Origin of the sequence: Collinsella aerofaciens (genome assembly GCF_039836695.1) — a bacterium.
GTDB classification, from domain to species: Bacteria; Actinomycetota; Coriobacteriia; order Coriobacteriales; family Coriobacteriaceae; genus Collinsella; species Collinsella aerofaciens_BD.
Window position 1 is genome coordinate 44,186 of the sequence record NZ_JBDPAC010000008.1, and the last position, 18,404, is coordinate 62,589.

General features: G+C 59.9%; 11 protein-coding genes. All 11 read right to left on the bottom strand.

The features are described 5' to 3' along the window. Positions 1-451 precede the first annotated feature (451 nt). Complete coding sequence (locus ABG996_RS05385) at positions 452-604, bottom strand: hypothetical protein (protein ID WP_199409394.1); 153 nt, start codon at positions 602-604, stop codon at positions 452-454. Between the two features lie 304 nt (positions 605-908). Next, positions 909-2,615: an isopeptide-forming domain-containing fimbrial protein gene (locus ABG996_RS05390; RefSeq protein ID WP_347478122.1), complete on the bottom strand. Its 1,707-nt coding sequence runs from the start codon at positions 2,613-2,615 to the stop codon at positions 909-911. Between the two features lie 114 nt (positions 2,616-2,729). Continuing rightward, a complete protein-coding gene (locus tag ABG996_RS05395; protein WP_347478121.1) occupies positions 2,730-4,400 on the bottom strand; it encodes a SpaA isopeptide-forming pilin-related protein in 1,671 nt (556 codons plus the stop codon). Beyond that, positions 4,393-7,716, bottom strand: a complete 3,324-nt coding sequence (locus ABG996_RS05400) for a SpaA isopeptide-forming pilin-related protein (RefSeq protein ID WP_347478120.1) — start codon at positions 7,714-7,716, stop codon at positions 4,393-4,395. Before ABG996_RS05400 ends, ABG996_RS05395 begins: the two co-directional genes overlap by 8 nt. A gap of 505 nt (positions 7,717-8,221) precedes the next feature. Beyond that, positions 8,222-9,043 carry an HAD family hydrolase gene (locus ABG996_RS05405; protein ID WP_347478119.1) on the bottom strand — a complete coding sequence of 274 codons (822 nt, stop codon included), beginning with the start codon at positions 9,041-9,043 and terminating at the stop codon, positions 8,222-8,224. 216 nt (positions 9,044-9,259) lie between these two features. Beyond that, the gene (locus tag ABG996_RS05410) at positions 9,260-10,546 is read right to left on the bottom strand and encodes an MFS transporter (RefSeq protein ID WP_347478118.1); all 1,287 of its coding nucleotides are present in this window, start codon (positions 10,544-10,546) and stop codon (positions 9,260-9,262) included. A gap of 265 nt (positions 10,547-10,811) precedes the next feature. After that, the gene (gene mobB / locus ABG996_RS05415) at positions 10,812-12,116 is read right to left on the bottom strand and encodes a molybdopterin-guanine dinucleotide biosynthesis protein B (RefSeq protein WP_347478117.1); all 1,305 of its coding nucleotides are present in this window, start codon (positions 12,114-12,116) and stop codon (positions 10,812-10,814) included. A 4-nt stretch (positions 12,117-12,120) separates the two neighbouring features. Then, complete coding sequence (gene moaA, locus ABG996_RS05420; protein WP_347478116.1) at positions 12,121-13,176, bottom strand: GTP 3',8-cyclase MoaA; 1,056 nt, start codon at positions 13,174-13,176, stop codon at positions 12,121-12,123. A 235-nt stretch (positions 13,177-13,411) separates the two neighbouring features. Continuing rightward, the gene (locus tag ABG996_RS05425) at positions 13,412-14,449 is read right to left on the bottom strand and encodes a hypothetical protein (protein ID WP_347478115.1); all 1,038 of its coding nucleotides are present in this window, start codon (positions 14,447-14,449) and stop codon (positions 13,412-13,414) included. A 215-nt stretch (positions 14,450-14,664) separates the two neighbouring features. Beyond that, entirely contained in the window at positions 14,665-16,563 is a 1,899-nt protein-coding gene (locus tag ABG996_RS05430; protein ID WP_347478114.1) for an ABC transporter ATP-binding protein, read from the bottom strand. Beyond that, on the bottom strand, positions 16,556-18,397 hold the full coding sequence (locus tag ABG996_RS05435) for an ABC transporter ATP-binding protein (protein WP_430733165.1): 1,842 nt from the start codon (positions 18,395-18,397) through the stop codon (positions 16,556-16,558). The genes ABG996_RS05430 and ABG996_RS05435 overlap by 8 nt, the downstream gene beginning before the upstream one ends. Positions 18,398-18,404 lie beyond the last annotated feature (7 nt).

Here is an 18,404-nt window from a genome sequence, read left to right on the forward strand (position 1 = left end):
TCTACCGTCCGCACCGCGCGTGCGCCTACGGACCTTAAACCGAACCTCATACGAGTCAAGAAACGCGATGACGAACGTGCCCACCGCCGCGAGGGCGGCGAGCGCGTTAAGGAATTTCAGCATTTGGGGACCTCCGATCGAGTCGTCGGCCGCCCGCGCACGGGATGCGTCGCGAAGCCATTTTACTGCGAGTGTATGCACCTACAGCTGGTAAACGCGATTTTGACAAACATTTGTTCGATAGTTACACACACGGTTCCCCGTCCAGAGGAGCCTGGCCGCATTGTCCGGGTTTGCCCGACGTGTTTGCGTTTTCAAAATGTCCCGAATCGGCGGGGCGATTCGGGATACAATAACTACAGGAAACGACGCACCCCGCGTAAGTACTTTGGAGCGCGGGCGACCAGTTTCCGGTGTTGTTAAATGCCCGGGCCTCTAACCCCGGGCATTCTTATTTGCGCTTGTTGCGGCGCAAATGCCTTCTACCGTCCGCACCGCGCGTGCGCCTACGGACCTTAAACCGAACCTCATACGAGTCAAGAAACGCGATGACGAACGAGCCCACCGCCGCGAGGGCGGCGAGCGCGTTAAGGAATTTCAGCATATGGTGACCTCCGATCGAGTCGTCGGCCGCCCGCGCACGGGATGCGTCGCGAAGCCATTTTACTGCGAGCGTATGCACCCGCAGCTGGTAAACGCAATAATTGCAAACATCTGTTCGATATTCATACGCTAGCCTCCATCGGACGATGGAGGCTAGCTGCGTTATCCAAAAAACGGGGCAGACTCCAGTGCGGAGTCTGCCCCGAAAAAAGAATGGCAAAGCAAGAACGTGGATGGACGAGAAAAGTGTCCGCAAGTCTCATGGCCATCACATCCCACCTGCCAAAGGGATGGGTGAGTGAGCGTTACTCCTGCTCGGACTCCTCAGCCTGCTTACGGCTGCGGATGAGGTGCGCCACACCGATGCACAGCACCGCACCACCAGCGATCCAAGTGAAGGTCACGCCGTTAAGGCCGGTGAGGGGAAGGCCGGTGCCCTTCTTGTTCTTGACGGTGAGGGTGACGGTGCCATGATCAAAGGTCGGAGCAACGACAAGTTCGGGGCCTTCCTTGGACGCAGTAACCGTCAGGGTATTATTTCCCTCGTCTTGATTAAGGCCATCGGCTTTAATGGTGAAGGTGAAGGCGCCCAGCGTGTTGTAGCCTCCAAGGGTGTCGGTCTCCTTGACCGTGTAGGTACCAGCATCAAGGCCCTTGATATTAATCTCGCCGTTTCCATCGGTCGTGAAATTCCAGGGATCTTTGCCGAGGGAACCGTTCTCCTGGACATACTGAGTGCCAGCGCCCTCGTCGGCACCCGTGGCCTGGATGGTGAACTTTACGCCCTCGAGCTTGGTGGCCTCGTTAGCAGAGTCCTCCTTAACGAGCTTGAGCGCGTAAGTGTAGTCACGGACGGTATCGGGCACGGACTCGCCCTTGCCGTTGCTCATGGGATTGTTGAAGTAGATGAGCTTGACGCTGTTGGGATTACCCTCGCCGCCAACCACGACATTCCTCGCCTTCTCGTGGTCAAGCTTGGCGGTGTAGGTGACGACGACATGGGAATCCTTGGTAAGCGTCTTGCCCACGGACCGAGCAGCAGCCTTAAGATCCGTAAAGGAAACAGTCAGCACCTGCCCAGTTACAGCCCCGGACTCGTCCGTAGTATTCGTGACACTCGCGGTGTAGTTGTTGACCGCCGTTACGGTTTCGTCATCAATCTTAACGGTAATAGAATTCTCATCCGCGGTCAGACCAGCGGAGAGCTCGTCGTGGAACTCATAGTAGTAGGTGTTGAACGTATCGATGTTCGCAGCCACAGTACCGGTCAGCTGGTAGTACACGGGCTGATCCATCTGGGAGTCGCCCTTGTCAGCCCAGTCGCTGCGGAGCTTGTCATTCTTGACCTTCTTCGTAACCGTGGGAATGCCAGTCTTCTCGGTCACGGTTACTCCAGTACCACCTACGACGGCGAAAATCGGCGAGGTGCCCGTCTGTTTCTTGTTGGAATAGTCTTTATTCGTACCGATGGAGTTATCATCTGTCAGGAAGAGATAGTAGCCAGCGCTCTCAGGCGTAAAAGAATCACCAGCATTGAACGCCGTACCTGACGGCTGCTCATTTTTCTTTACAATGGCGGCTATTTTATTAAGCAAGTCTCCGTTCTTAACAACGAGTTCCCTGCCGCTTTCGGACACATAGGTGCCCAACCAATCAGCAACGTCCTGAGCAGAAGGAGTTCCGGAAAGCTTCTTACCATTACTAGCATCGCTACGGATATCAGCAATAATCTGGTCCTTGGTGGTTTGCGTTATGGTATCAGCCCAATCAACATCAGATGTGACTTTACCATTTTCGCCGTCGTGAACTTTTGCCTTGAAGATTTGGTACGGAACGAAACGCGTCTTAGCGGTGCCCTTGTTGTTCTCGCTCTGCTCGATGATGATGCCATTTGCCGGAGCCGTCACCGGATCATCAGCAAACGCCATGGTCACCGGGGCCATGACGCCGCCGAAGCTCAGCGCTGCCGTTAGGCCGGCGGTTACTGCCAGGCGTGCGATGTTCTTGCTCATGCTCATCTTCTTTTCCTCTGCTTTCTGCTTGAATTCCATTTGATCTAAATCTGTCTGTCTGTGTCTTAACATCTGCTTCGCTATGTCTCGCCCCGCTCTCTGTGGGGCTGCCAGCTACTCTTTATGGCTGCCACCTCCCCGCTTGACCAGGAGCGCGACCACGATGAGCGCGGCTCCGGCGACCGCTGCGGCGGCCGCGGCGTACATTGCCATATCGCCAGTCGAGGGCATAAAGCCTCCGGTGGTAATGCTAGGGGGTGTGCCGGTGGGCGTGTTGATGAGCGACGCCTCCAGGCTGCCCGTCGACCCGTCCGCGCTGTCGGCGCGCAGGGGCGACTCGGCCGTGATGGTGAGCTTGGGCTTGGCGGCGGCCACCTGGTCGACGTCCAGGCCCTCGGCCTTGACCGTCACGGAACGCATGCCCTCAAAGGCGGTGTAGCCCTTGGGTGCCTTGAGCTCGCGGACCTCCAGCTTGCCCGAGTCCACGCCCGAGACGGTAACGCGGCCGTCCTCGCCCGTGGTGACGGTGGCCTTGCCCTCTGCATCCCACGTGCCGTCGGCCGCTAGCGTGCGGTCGCGGTCGTCGGCGATGCTCAGGACCGCCCCGGCAAGCGGCTTGTCGCCGTCGCTGCCGCGCTTGGTGAGCGCGAGATCCCAGGTGTAGGCGCACGCGTCGTCGCTCGGCGTGCGGGTGAAGCCGGCGTCGCCGGACTGGTCGGCAAAGGGAGAGTGCGGGTAGCGCAGGTAGACCTCGTTGGGGTTGCCCTTCGCGATGCCGTGGTTGCACGCGCTGTTGAGCGGCGCGTTGTACACGGCGACCACGCGGGCGCCCGCGGTGAAGGCGTCGGCCCCGCCGAGCACGGCGATGAGGTCGCCGGTGCGCACGGTGAAGGTCTTGCCGTCGGCCGCTACCTTGGTGGCGCACTGGGCCGTGATGTCGGTCCAGCCCTTCGCGGGCTCGGTGCCGGCGCGGCCGTCCTTGCCGGCCGAGACGGCGTCGAAGCCGCCGTCCGCGCCCGCCGCCACGTACACGCGCATGCTCGCGGCCACCTTGGAGGGGTCGAGCCCCGCGCTCATGGTGTCGACGAACCGCACCGTATAGGTGTCGTAGGCGGTGAGCCCGGCCGGGACCGTGGCCGAGAGGCGCCAGTACAGGTCGTCGGCGACCGTGGCGTCGGCGGCCTTCTGCCAGGCGGCGGTGCCGTTCTCCAGCACATGCTTGGCGACCTTGGGGGTCGCGGCCTTGGGCTTGACGGTGACGGCGCCGCCGCCCACCAGGGCCATGATCGGCGCGGTGCCGGCCTCGCCCTGGGCGATGGCGCCCTCGTCGGCGACGATGAGCCAGTAGCCGCAGGGTAGCTCGGCCGTCGTGCCCGCGTTAAGGGCCACGAACACGGCGCCAGAGTTCTGGAGGGAACGAGCGAGCTGTGCGCTCAGTGCGCTCGTAAGATGGGAATCGGTGTTGAGCCACTCGGCAGCTTCCTGCGCGGTGGTCTGGGATTTGGGCATGCCGGCGCCGTGCAGCACAGGCAGCGCGGCGTCGCGCACGGCGTCGCTTGCCCAGGCGAGATCGGTGGCGGTCTTGGCGTCGCTGTCGCCGTCGACGACGTTGGCGCTAAAGATCTGATAGGCGTCGTAGCTGCTCGCCACGGTGCCGCTCACCGTGATGGAACCGGTCGAGGTCGGCGCGGCCTGCGCGGAAGCGGGGAACACAACCGCGCAGGTGCCGATCAGGAGGGCAAGCAGCGCAAACAAGATCGGGAAGGAGTAAACTTTCTTATTCACGACGCTTACCTCCCTTCGCATTCGCCTTGCGACGAATGTGCATCCAGGCCGCAGCAGCGCAAAGCACCGCCGCGCCGGCAAGGTACGTCAGAGTGACGCCCGACATACCAGAAAGGGGCAAAGAGGTGGAGTAGGTGTTGGTAAAGGTGGAGACGGGAATGATGGTTGGGTCCGCACCGGCGGAGGTTTGAACCGCGACGCCCTGCCCGTTCTTGCCAAGGGTGTTGCCCATGTCGTCCTTCATCTGCGTAACGGTGGTAGAGGTGGTAAGACCGGTGTACTTGCCAGTGGTCTCATTCATGACGGCCTTCACCGTGACGGCAACCTGGTACTCGGCCTTGGAGTAGCGGAGCTTATCGATGACACCGGTGGTAGGCGCGACCTCCTTCACCGTGTAGGTGTAGGTCTTGGCGTAATCTTTATTGGTGCCTGCTTCAGTGGACAGGTGCGACTTGTTGAACGTCATGGCGCCAAAGGTCGCCGTGATGTTGTTGAGCTTGGCGGCATCGGTCTCCCCTGCCTTTGGGGCAACAGAAATCTTGGGCGCTTCGGGCATGGGGGCTTTGGCTGCATAGTCACCCGTAGCCACAATGCTGAACTCGAACGGCACATAGCTGCCTTCGTCGTCCTTCGGCCAGTCCGTATTGCGAACGGATTTGGTCACCGGGATCTTCACGGACGTAGCGCTGCACTTGTCGGAGATGTACGTAGTGCCACTAACGATGCTCGACTGCTCGTTCTCTTTCCACGTAATGGAGCCGTTTGTGCTGTCCACCGTGAACTTGTAGGTGTTCTTGTTCAGTTCGTAGCCAAACGGAGCCTGGGTCTCCGTGAGCGTGTACGTGCCCGGCAGCAGACCGGCCAATGTGAACTTGCCATTCGTGTCGTCGGTATCGGCCCAAGTGGTTTCGCTCGAAGCCGACTGATCGCTCACGGTCCAAGACTGCGCCTCGGTCGTACCATCGGCACCCAGTTTCGCAAGCTTCCACTCGGAACCAGCCAAAGGAGTGTATCCCTTGTCTCCTTCCTCAACCTTAGTCCAAGACACCGTACCGGTAATAATCTTGGTGTTGGGAATGGCACCTTTGGGGTTATTCTCGAACGAAACGTTGTTCCCGTTCTCATCCACATAACCCTGAACATAGTTCGGCTTCTCGCCAGTATTGTTCATAGTGGCGTAGTAGATGGTGTCTGACTTCTGGTAGCCCTCCGGCGCCTTGACCTCGCGAATGTAGTACGTGAAGTAGTTCGTGTCGCTCGTGTCGCCAATGGTGGCCTTTTGGTTCAGGTAGTCGTACTGAATGGTGCCAACGGTAGAATCGGAGTCATTCGTGCCGTTATCCACAATAGAGACGATGCGGTCCCAACCGTTCTCCGCATCAATTTTGCTCGCGTAAATCGCCCACTCAGAACCTGCGAGCGGTGTGGTGTCGTCTGCAGCGTCAACCTTGCCCCACGCAACCGCAGACCCGTCGGGCGTGTAAGTACCGGACCATGGGAAGTTGTGGCGCTCCTGATCCATATCGATGACGGAAGCCGAGGCACCCTCGATATCCCCGAAATTCCACGCGACCGTGGGGTTGTACATCTGGAAGTCATCGCCAACATAAACACGCCCGTTGGTGGTCACGTGATCCTCGAAGCTGCCGTTGGGAACAACGATACTGCCCAACATGGCGGCTGCCGGGTCGTCGTCTGTCCACTTCCCGTCACCACCAATGCCCTCAAGGGCCATACCACCTCGGATGGTGACCTGCTTGGCCGTTGCGAAATTCCACAGGATGCTCTGGGCGGCAATGGAGTACTCAGACTTAGTCTTGTCGTTGCTACCGCTCTCGTACCCACGGGAGATTTCCTCACCATTCCACCAGAAGCGCCAGCCGGTGTTGAACTCAACCGGGGTCCCCTCTTCATCGATGATGTTGACGACCACGGAGGCGCCCACGGGTATTTTATTGAAGCTGAAGTCCACGCCACGGTAGATCGTGCTTTTATAGGAGTTGGTAAGATCCGACGCCTTCAGGTTAAAGACTTGAAGCGAAGAACCCTTGCCGCTATCGTCCGCATCGCCGGTAAACGTGATGAGCTTCTCGTTGTTGACAAGGGTCACCTCGCCGGAAACGCTGTTGCCGGTTACATCGGTGTAACTCGTCTTGCGGTTAAACTTCTTAATGGAGTTGTCGAACTTGAGGCCGTACGTCGCCCTACTGTCTTTGTTGTACTTTGCAATGGTGTAGTTGGAATTCTCCTCGGCAACATCGACCGTACAACTCCCGGTGGGTTTAAGCTTTGCGAGGGGCGTGGAGATCTTCGCCTTTACTTCGGAATCCAGGAAATTGGTGTAATTCTTACCGTTGATGCTCGACATGATGCTCGCGCCATCATCGTTGCCCGTGAACAGGCCATCGTCAGACCAGTCGCCCTGCATCTTCACGACAGACTGGCGATCGGCGTTGTTCATCCAGGTTGTACGGTTTCCCGCGATTGCCGCGGTATAGTCGTAGCCAATGGCTTCAGCGTTATGTGAGCTCTTTTGCCTACCAACCCAGGCACCCTTGTTCCACGCGCCAACGGAAGCCGATGCGGGCTCGCTTGTACCAACCTGGATTTCTTTGATAGAGGTCGCGTTACTCAAGCCCGCGACCGCAAGAACGACGCTGCCCGCAGAAGGACGAAACTGCGCACCAAAGCCAACGGTACCGAAGCGAAATCCCGCGCCAGACGTATTGTTATTACCATCCGTGTAAGGCCAGCTCTCCTTGAGGGGATTGAGCGCAAGCTTACCCTGCACGACGGTAAGGCCCTCGGCCTCGACGGCATATGAACCTGCAACGTTGTCGCGTGTGAGGTAGGAGGGGTCCGCAGGCTTGCCTCCTACGTACATGTCCCTTCCAACGAATGTGGCAACGCCGGGATCGGGGGTGGAGGAACCGATATTCGTGCCGATACCGATAGACGTGGGAACGTAAATACCCGGCCCCACGGTGGCCGTCGCTCTCGCTGAAGCCGCATTCGCACTCTGAGCCTGCTCAGCACTATTTGAAGAGCCAGCCTCGCCGGCATCGGTCTCGTCGCTATTCTGGTTTTCGGCATCCTCGCTGGTGTTATCTACAGCAGCGGACTCACTTGAGGAACCCCCCCCCATCACAGTTTCCTCGGTAGAAACTGTCTGGACGTCGTTGGCAATGGCCTGCGAGATCGGAGGCATGACGAGCGACAGCATCAGGCTCAAAACGGAGGCTCCGCACAAAACGCCTGCCAGTACACGACGCGTCGCTTTTTTACTCTGCTTAGATTTGTCTGAATTCGCTTTCATCGATGTCTCCTCCCCAAGAGACCGCGATCTTGCTCTTTCACTATCAAACGTATCTGCGCAATCTGTAATTGCGCACGCTTATAGTTCATATTGTAACGATTGTTTGAACATCTAAGCAAAAATACCGATAGTTTTGTAGCGAATTCTCAATTCTCTTGACATTTGCTCGGATTTACCTTTGTTTATTCGCTATCTATTTTTTGTTTCTGCTGGTAATTTAGTTGCCCATCATTTTTTTAATGGCATTAAATTAATTTGCACAACATTTTGCTCAAGAGCAAACATCCCGCTCACGGTCGAAAATCGACCGTGAGCGGTAGGTCATTAACCGGAAGGAATATCCTATCAAACTGATGAGAATATCTTTGACCCATCGGTGGTTAGAAGTGTGATGTTCAGACAACTAAATTTGAATTTTCGCGCAGATTTTCAGTATCAACTCGCCCAAATCGCCTGAGGCCACCGCGAAGACGCCTATCCCCATTGTGGCGGTTCTCCCCCGGCGCTACAGCAGATGCTCCTCGATAAAGATCGCGATGCCGTCTTTGTCGTTGCTCGCGGTTACAAAATCAGCTGCGGCGCGGGTGGCGTCGCTGCCGTTTGCCATGGCCACGCCCACGCCGGCGTCGGCCACCATGCAGGTGTCGTTATCGGCATCGCCAAACACGCAAATGTTCTCGAGCTCCATGTCGTTGAGCTCCGCCACGCGCACAAGGCCGCGCGTCTTGGACACGCGCGGATCCATGAACTCGTAGAGCCGCTGCGTGGTTTGCAGAGCCGCCGCCTTAACAGTGTTATCGGCAAACGTCGACGCCCGCTCAATCACCCGCGGCATTACCTCGGGCGCCATGGTAAACATCACCTTGGGCTGCGGCTCGCGCAAAAACTCAGCAAAATCGACCACCTGGTAGGGCACGCCGTCGACGCGCGACAGATGCTCGACGCACGCGTTGCTCTCGGGCACGTAGAACACGCCGTCTCGGGGACAGACGGGCGTTGCCGGAAGGTCCGCCATGTGCTTGCAGATGCGCGCGATGGTCTCGCCCGGCAGTGGATAGCTCAGCTCGTTGATGTCGTGCGCGCGGTCGATGACCTCGGCGCCACCGCAGCCAACAAGCACGTCCACCAGGCCTTCGATGCCCCAGAGCTCGTACATGGCCTCGGTCGCGTGGGCGTCGCGCCCGGTGCACAGGCCAAAGAGCACGCCGCGCTCGCGCAGGGCGCGGATCGCCGCCACGGTACGCGGGGACACCGTGTGCTGGCTCGTGAGCAGCGTGCCGTCGATATCGCAGAACACGGCTTTGATGTGGCTGAAGGTGATGTCCATGGGGGCCTTTCTGGGTTGTGCGGCGGTGTGGGGTGTATTCGTGAACGGCGTACATGGTATACCAAGGCGCAGGCCGTTGGGACCCAATCGCCACAAAGGTGCCTGCCCCCCCTTGTGGTGGCCGAACCCGAAGGGCGGCCTGCCCGGAGCGCAAACCATCACAACATTCGACGTTTTTCGGCAAAATCGCGATTTTCGCTGAATGTTGTGATGGTTTTACTGCCTTGCGGCACGATCAAAATGCCGGCGTCCAAACAGCAGCAACGCCGCGGGAACCGCCGTCACGACCATGCCCGCACCAACGAGCGTCTGCTGCACGCCAAACGTCGCCGCCAGCCACGGGGCAATAGCCAGCGGGGCCACGCCGGCGAACATATTGCCAAAGCCCATGACCGAGTTCACGCGACCGAGCTGCTCGAGCGGGGCCGTCGTTTGCACGATCGTGTTGTGGAGCGGGTTGACGATGCCCCAAGCTATGCCCAGTGCAATTTGGCCGACGAGGGCTACACCCACGTACGGTGTCCCCACATAGAGCAAACTTCCCAGACCCACGGACATAAGCGCCACAAGCAGCGTCTTAAGGTTGACCAAGTGCGGCGGCAAGCGGAGCGCGGCCACGGCGCCCAGCACCGCGCCCACACCGCTGGCCGACGAGAGCCAGCCCATCCATTCGACACCGACGTGCAGAATATCGCGGTAGAAGAACGACTCCAGCGGATCGAAGGCACCGTAGCCAAAGTTCGAAAGGAAAATAATGCAGAAAAGTAGCGCGAGGACGCTGTTGGTGAAGACTGTCTTGATGCTGGCTGCGAAGGTGGCGCGGGAAGATGTGTTGGGGTCGGGGCTTTGGCTGGCCTTATCCGATGTGATGTCGCCGATTGCGGGTTTGCTTTCGTGTGTGGCGGCTTGGCCTGCACTTTGCCTAAAGCCCCAGCCGGCAATGAACGCCAGTACGGTAAAAATCATCATGAGCACGAACACCGCGCGCGACGACGCAGCAGCCGCGACAAAGCCGCCCAGCGTGGGGCCAACGATGATACTCACGTTTGAAAACATGGCGATGGCGGAGTTGATGTCTTTGAGCTCGGCAGGATCGTCGGTGAGGTAGGCTGGATAGGATGTGGCGATGGGCTGGGCGAATCCCATCACAAAGCCCAGGAGCACCGCGCCGAGCAGGACGATGCCGGTCGCGCTGCCAAAAACGAGGATCGCCGCGCCGGTTGCCAACGTGCCCACGATGCTCAGCAAGAAATGACGGCGCGGGCCCCAGGCGTCAAGCGCCGCGCCACCCGCAAAGGATCCCAAGATCACGAATACGTTCATAAACAGGACGGCCAGCGATGTCGCCACGACCGAGGCATCGTCTGCATAGGTGAGCGTTCCGATGACGCCGATGAAGTAGCTGGTCTGAAAACCGGTGTAGATGAGAAAGCGCATCGCCACCAGGCGCTTGGCCTGCACGGACAGCGATGGTTGAGGCTTTGAGAAAAGAGAGGCGAGCATGGAGACTCCTTGTTTCATACGAATGCGGACGGAGGGCATTCGCCACCGTCTGTCAAATCAATCTATCCGCATGAAACATTAAGGACGCATCAGGACCCTTCTCTCCGTTTTTCGCCCGTCATGAACTACTTGGTAGATTGTAAGACATATCCCACACATCTACTAAAGCAAAAACCACCGCAAAGGAGCCTGGCCCCTTTGTGGTGGAAATGGCATTTGCCCAGATAAAACCTGCCAAAATACACCTGTCCCTATTTGGCAGGTTTTAGGCCAGATAATCTTTGATAAGATCGCAGATGGCTCGGGCGTCGTTGATGTTGATGGCTCGGGTCGCAAAGCCGGCGTCGAAGGCCTGACGCGCCAGGGCTTCGTTGCAGGCAAGGGCCAACGTGTGACCGTCGACCAGGTCGAGCGAGCTCTTGCCGCGCAAACGGTCGACACCCGATCGCGCGACGACGATGTTGTCGAAGCCCTCGGTCTTGTAGCCCTCGATAATCACCACGTCGACATCGTTGTAGCGCGACAGCAGCTCGCGCGCGGGCATCTCGTCCTCCTCGCGCGTGTCGGCGTACTCCGCCCAGCGCGTGGCGCAGATGAGGCCCACGTGTTTGGATCCGGCTTGGTGATGGCGCCAGGTGTCCTTAGCGGGCACGTCGATATCAAAACCGTGATGCCCGTGATGCTTGAGCGAACCCACGCGCAGACCGCGGCGGGTGAGCTCGGCGATAACCTTCTCGACGAGCGTGGTCTTGCCCGAGTTTTGGTAGCCGATAAACGCGATCGCGGGGACGGCCGGTGTCGGAGCTGCGGGCGCGACGGCGACGGGTGCGCTCGCGGGTGCGTTGCCGTCTGCGGCAGCAGCCTCAACAGCAGCGGCCTGACGCTCGGCGCGATCCCACACGCCCGAGCGGCCGCCCTCCTTGTGCAGCAGGCGCACGTCGACGATCTCCATGCCGCGATCGACGGCCTTGCACATGTCGTAGATCGTTAGGCACGCAGCGCTCGCGCCGGTCAGCGCCTCCATCTCGATACCCGTCTTGCCCGTCACGCCCGCCGTAACCAGCACGTGAAAGCCAACCTGCCCGTCCGCGCGCGCCGGCGCCCAGCCCTCGGGCACGTCCTCGGCCGGCGTCCCCGCCGGAGCGATGGGCGCAATGTCGCACTTGCTCTTGGTAATGAGCAACGGATGGCACATGGGGATGATGTCGCTCGTGCGTTTGATGGCCATGATGCCCGCCACGCGCGCGCAGGCAAGCACGTCGCCCTTTTTGGCGCGGTCCTGCAGCACCATGGCTTGCGTCTCGGGGTGCATGAGGATGGTGCCCTCGGCGATGGCGATGCGATGGGTCTCGGCCTTGTCAGACACGTCGACCATGCGCACCTCGCCCTTGGCGTCCACGTGCGTCAGCTCGTCACGACGGGCGTCGCGGGCGGGCTCGGCGGCAGCGCTGGCAGTCGGCTGTGCGTCTGCAACGGCATCGCCAGCATTCGCCGCAGTCGTGGCTTTGTGGGCAGACATCGCGGCCCGGCGAGCGGCCTTGGTGGCATCGGCGTACCTGCTCTTGGCCATATGATCATCCTCCGATTTGGGACATAAATCGTTGCGTGCCCTCAATTATCGCGTGTTCCTGCGGTTTGTGGGCCACGGCATCGCGCCAAATCGATAGTACCTGCATATCATCACCACGGCGCAGCACCTCACGCACCGAATACTCGGCATCACTGAACAGGCACGGACGCACGTTGCCATCGGCCGTCAGGCGCAGACGGTTACAATTCGCACAAAAATGGTTGGACATGGCGCTAATGAAACCGACCGTTCCCGCCGCGCCCGGAAAGTGCCAATAGCGCGCAGGGCCCGCGCCGGCAGGAGCGTCATTGATGTCGAGCGGCTCGAGCTCGCCCAGGCCCGCCGCGGTGGCCCCGGCATTGATGCGCGCCCGCAGCTCATCGCTCGGAACGGTGTCACTCGCATCCCACAGCTCGGGATTGAGCGCGGGCGCATGCGGGTCCACAGCGCAATGTGAGCTCGTGTGTTCGTCGCCAATGGGCATGTATTCGATAAAGCGCAGGTGGATGGGGCGGTCAACGGTCAGCCGTGCAAGGGCCGACACATCCTGGTTGAGCCGACGCACCACAACGCAGTTGACCTTAACGGGTTCAAAGCCCCAAGCCAGCGCCGCGTCGATGCCAGCCATGGTCTGCTCGAGCCGACCCAGGCGCGTGATCTTTCCAAACAGCGTAGGGTCGAGTGTGTCGAGCGAAATGTTGACGCGGTTAAGCCCCGCGTCTTTGAGCTGCGGCGCCAGCTTGGGCAGCAAGGCGCCATTGGTGGTGAGCGAGATGTCCTCGATCTGCGGAATTGCGCGGATGTCGCGAATGAGCGGAATGATGCGGCGGCTGACCAGCGGTTCGCCACCCGTCAGGCGTATGCGGCGAATGCCCTCCCCCGCCACCAAGCGCACAAAGCGGGCGATCTCCTCGGCGCTGAGCAGTTCGTCGTGCGCACGGGGCGCCACGCCATCGGCCGGCATGCAGTAAATGCAGCGGAAATTGCACTTGTCGGTAACGGCAATGCGCAGGTAGTTGATGTCGCGGCCAAAGCCGTCATGTTGCACGCGCCCGTCCACGCAGCCCTCCCCTCACGCGGCGTTTTATTCTTCGGAAAACATAATACCCCACGAGAGAATCACGCCGACACCCGTACGACAGGACAGGTCGCTTCGAGCAAGACCGGCTTCCCAAGCCCATCCTCAGCATACAAACCATCACAACATTCGATGCTTTTCCCGTTTTTAGCAAAAAACGTCGAATGTTGTGATGGTCTGCCTGCCCACGGCACCCCGCAGAAGGACCAAAGCGCCCCTAAAGGCCGCCGTCCCAGTGTCGAATCACAAATTCTCGCAGGTCGTTTTGCCGCTTCTGGAACACCTCGCTTCGGTCGCACTTAAGACCCATAGCAAGCGCGATGGCGTTCATCGCCCGGTGCAATTGCAGCTGGTGGGCAAACTGAGTCCCGGTGAGGACGATCATCCTAAAGCCCAGCGCGCTCAGCACGGTCATACGCTCCGCATCCGACGCGCTGCGCTGTTTATCAAGATGGTCCGAGCCGTTGTATTCAATCCCCGTACCGTTCGCAGGCGCATATACGTCGATCTCGAAATACCCAGCCTTAGCGAGATACTTGAACTCGTTGGGAACATCGACCCGATGGTTGAGCTCGATCTTGGCGTATCCCAGCCCTCCCTGGGAACGTTTTGCTACGACCATGATTGCGGTGGCCGTCTCCATGGGCGACCGCGCGCCATCGTGCACGCGCCTGAGCACGGCGGCCGCGCGTATAGCCCCCTGACGAGATCGGTTCTCATTGCAATAGGCAATCAAGTCGGCAACGGTATACCTCTGCCCCATCTCGATATAATCGCCTGTCGACAAATGATTCAAATGGTATCGAGCGCAGATTTCGTAGCCATATTCCAGCTGCTCGGGCTCGCTCATCCACGAACCCGCTTGGACAAAACACATGACCTCATCAACCACCAGAAGGCCCTCTGCCACCTCGATAAGATGGCCCGGAGGTACTGGCGCCCCAAACACGTGGCACCTAAATCCAGCCGGCGTCGAGCGCTCAAAATCGAAGTTGACGAGCGTGTCGATATGATCGAGCTCTTCTCGTGGAATACCGAGCGAAACCAGATAGTCGGTAACGATCCCAACCGCCGTTGAAGCCCTCAGCCCCTTGGCATCTAGCCCCAATTTGGGCAGGTCCGCAGTCGGCTCCGCCTCGTTAGCAAGCGAGTCCTCATTGTATAGGCTGCTTGCTCGCGAGAGCGGCTCGGACGGGCGCGCCACGTTGTGGTACAGCCAGGCAGTCTTATGGGACAGGACGATCGGCAGGTCCATGAGCCCTCCAATGGAGTCGGATAACCAACCTTATTCCCCTGCCCACGGGTCCGCACACCTTCGCGCGCAAGAAAGCGATTCCACCCAGTCGAGTGGCAGAAAAACCATCACAACATTCGACGCTTTTCCCGATTTTGGCAAAAAACGTCGAATGTTGTGATGGTTTGAGGCGAGGTGAGGGGCACGGAGGGATCAAAGCATCGTGCTCGAACGGGTTAATCCAGCTCTTTTAAGCCATGCGCCAGCTGCCAGTACTCGCCGTGCTGGGCGAGCAGCTCTTCGTGCGTGCCGCGCTCGATGATGCGGCCGTGTTCGAGGACCATGATGGCGTCGGCGTCGCGGACAGTGGACAGGCGGTGCGCGATCATAAACGTGGTGCGACCGCGCATGATGCGGTCCATACCGCGCTCGATGAGCTTTTCGGTACGCGTGTCAATGGAGCTCGTGGCCTCGTCCAGGATGAGCACCGGCGGATCGGCGACGGCCACGCGCGCGATGGCGAGCAGCTGACGCTGACCCTGCGACAGGTTGGCGCCGTCGGCCGTGACCGGTGTGTCATAGCCCTGAGGCAGGCGGCGGATAAACGAATCAGCGCAGGCTGCCTCGGCAGCGGCGCGCACCTCCTCGTCGGTCGCGTCGAGCTTGCCAAAGCGGATGTTCTGCGCAATGGTGCCGCTAAACAGGTGCGTGTCCTGCAGCACAATGCCGAGCGATCCGCGCAGGCTGGCCTTGGCAATGTGCTTGACGTCGATGCCGTCGTACGTGATCTCGCCGTCATCGACCTCGTAGAAGCGGTTGATGAGGTTGGTAATGGTCGTCTTTCCGGCGCCCGTCGAGCCCACAAACGCGATCTTTTGCCCCGGCTTGGCAAACAGGTTGAGATCCGTGAGCACACGGGTGCCCGGCACGTAGGAAAAATCCACGGCATGGAAGCGCACGTCGCCGGCAAGCGGGACCAGACCGGTAACAAGCTCGGTACCATCGGCCGCCACCGCACGACCCGATTCATCAACGGCGGCCACATCGTGCAGATGTCCATACGTGCCCACACCCTGGCCCTCGGGAATCTTCCACGCCCACGCGGCGTCGCCCGTCTGCACCAGCTCCACGCAGCCCTCGTCCACCTCGGGCTTAAGGTCCATCGCGGCAAACAGGTGCTCGGCACCGGCCAGCGCGTTGAGTAAGAAGTTGCCCAGCTGCGTAAACTGGTTGATGGGCATGGCCGCCTGGCGCACAAAGACCAGGTAGCTCGCGAGCGCACCCACGTCGGCAAGTCCCTTGATGCAGAGCATGCCGCCCGCCACGGCAACGATGGCGTAGTTGACGTAGCCGATTACCACGGTCATGGGCACCATTGAGTTGGCGTAGGCCTGTGCGGCGCCACCGGTACGGCGCAGCTCCTGGTTGCGCGTGTCAAAACCGGCAACATTGGCCTGCTCGTGGTTAAAGACCTTAATGACCTTTTGGCCCGAGACCATCTCCTCGACGTATCCGTCCAAGTCGCCAAGCGATGCCTGCTGGGCGGCAAAAAAGCGCTTGGAGCGGGCACCCGAGTAGCGCGCGTACAGCACAATGGCAACATCGCACGCGAGCGTGATAATCGTGAGCTGCCAGTTAAGAATGATGAGCATGGCTGTGGTGCCGATCACCTGAATGGTCGCCTGAATCACGTTGGCAAAGCTGTTGTTGAGTGCCTCGGAGACCGTGTCGACGTCGTTGGTGAAAAAGCTCATGATGTCGCCCGAGCGCGTACTGTCAAAGTAACTGAGCGGCAGCGTCTGGATGTGCGCGAACAAGTCGCGGCGAATATCGGACACCACGCGCTGGGCCGCGCGCACCATAATCTGCGAGTAACCCAAGGCCGAGAGCACGCCCGCGGCGTAGATGACGGCCGTAAAGAGAACCTGCTTGGTAAGCAGCTCCTCCCCACCCGCGGCCAGGCCGTTGACGATGGGGCGCACCATATAGGTGCCGGCAAGACTCGCGATGGCGGCGACAGAGGCCAGCACACCAACCGCCAGCAGCGAGAACTTGGCATGGCCCATGTATGAGAGCAAGCGGCGAAGCGTTCGGCGCAGATTGGCCGGACGTGCCTGAGCGGAAGTCTTAGGCATGGCGCTCATCTCCTTTCGCCGCCTGGAATGATCCGCCGGGGACAGAGGAAAACGGATCACCTTGAACGTCTTCGCTGCCGCCGTCGCCCTCTGCATCGCTCGCATCACCCGCGAACTCCATCTGCGAGGCGTAAATCTCCTGGTAGATGTTGTCACCTGCCAGCAACTCCTCATGCGTGCCCACACCGTGGACACGGCCGTCATCCAGCACCACGATGCGGTCGGCATCCATCACGCTTGCGATACGCTGGGCGATGATGATCACCGTCGTGTCGGGAATCTGGACGATATGCTCGCGGATCTTGGCGTCGGTCGCCATATCGACCGCACTGGTCGAGTCATCAAAAATGAGCACGCGCGGATGCTTGAGCAGCGTACGCGCGATGCACAGTCGCTGCTTCTGGCCGCCCGAAACGCCGTCGCCACCCTGGCCCAACTCACCGTCGAGCCCGCCGATGCGGTCCAGGAACTCGTCCACGCACGCCGCACGGCAGGCACTCAGCAGCTCCTCGTCGGTGGCATCGGGCGCGCCCCACTGTAAGTTCTCGCGCACAGTACCCGTAAACAGCACATTCTTTTGCAGCACAATGCCCACGGCGTCACGCAGGGCGGCCAAGTCGTAGTCGTGCACGTCGCGGCCACCCACCAGCACGGCGCCCTCGGTGGAATCGTACAGGCGCGCGATCAGTTGTACGAGTGAGCTCTTGCCCGAGCCCGTGCCGCCGAGCACGCCCACCGTGGAGCCCGGCTCGATGCGAAGGTCGATATGCTCGAGCACGTCCTCGACAGCATCCGCGCGGTACTTAAACGACACATCGCGGAACTCGACACTTCCGTCGACAACTTCGCACACAGCCGCGTCTGCCGCGGGCGCCTCGGTAAGCGAGCGTTCATCGAGGACGTGCGAGATGCGCTCCACACTGGCGAGTGCGCGCGTAAGCAGCAAAAATACGTTGGAGATCATCATGAGCGAGTTCATAATCAGCAGGACGTAGCTCATAAAGCCCGTGAGTGAGCCCACACCCAGCTCGCCGGCGAGAATCATGCGTCCGCCGATCCACAGGATAGAAAGCGCGGCCACGTACATCGACAGCTGAAACACCGGCAGGTTGAGCACGGCATTGCCGAACGTCTTCGTCGCCGTATGCGCGAGCTCGGTATTGACGGTGTCGAACTTGGCCTCCTCGTGCTCGGCGCGCACATACGCCTTGACGGCGCGCACGGCAGTGAGGTCCTCCTGCACCACGCCGTTGAGGTGGTCCATCGAGGTCTGCAGCTGGCGGTAGAGTGGGCTCACTCGATAGGTGATAACGCCCAGCACGATCGCCAGCACGGGCAGAATGATCGCAAAGACTGTGGCAAGCGGGCGCGACAGCACCAGCGCGTAGATAAGGCCGACAACGAGCGTCACCGGGCCGCGCACCATGGGGCGAAAGCCATTACCGATGGCATTTTGGATGACGGTAATATCGGTGGTCATGCGGGTGACGAGCGAGCTGGCATCGTAGTTGTCCAGGTTGCCAAAAGCAAGCGTCTGGATCTTGCGATACTCTGCCTCGCGCAGGTTGGCGCCCAAGCCCGAGGCCACGCGAGCGGATGTGCGGGCATAGCCCAAGCCCAATATCAGCGAAAACGCCGCACATACCAACATGTACGCACCTTGCAGCAGCATGTAGTTGATGTCGCCCGCAGGCACGCCCACGTCGATGATGTTCGCCATGATAACCGGGATAAACAGCTCGAGCGCCGTCTCGGCCGTCACAAAGAGCACGCCGAACATGGCGTCGCGACGGCATTCCCCCAAGTAGGAAAACAGGATCTTGAGATTGCGCACGCAGGTT

What these genes read in the sequence shown, in the direction of transcription:
- ABG996_RS05410 (WP_347478118.1), bottom strand. Translation starts at nt 10,546, where the DNA reads ATGCTCGCCTCTCTTTTCTCAAAGCCTCAACCATCGCTGTCCGTGCAG.
- ABG996_RS05400 (WP_347478120.1), bottom strand. Translation starts at nt 7,716, where the DNA reads ATGAAAGCGAATTCAGACAAATCTAAGCAGAGTAAAAAAGCGACGCGT.
- ABG996_RS05430 (WP_347478114.1), bottom strand. Translation starts at nt 16,563, where the DNA reads ATGCCTAAGACTTCCGCTCAGGCACGTCCGGCCAATCTGCGCCGAACG.
- ABG996_RS05390 (WP_347478122.1), bottom strand. Translation starts at nt 2,615, where the DNA reads ATGAGCAAGAACATCGCACGCCTGGCAGTAACCGCCGGCCTAACGGCA.
- ABG996_RS05385 (WP_199409394.1), bottom strand. Translation starts at nt 604, where the DNA reads ATGCTGAAATTCCTTAACGCGCTCGCCGCCCTCGCGGCGGTGGGCTCG.
- ABG996_RS05405 (WP_347478119.1), bottom strand. Translation starts at nt 9,043, where the DNA reads ATGGACATCACCTTCAGCCACATCAAAGCCGTGTTCTGCGATATCGAC.
- ABG996_RS05425 (WP_347478115.1), bottom strand. Translation starts at nt 14,449, where the DNA reads ATGGACCTGCCGATCGTCCTGTCCCATAAGACTGCCTGGCTGTACCAC.
- mobB (WP_347478117.1), bottom strand. Translation starts at nt 12,116, where the DNA reads ATGGCCAAGAGCAGGTACGCCGATGCCACCAAGGCCGCTCGCCGGGCC.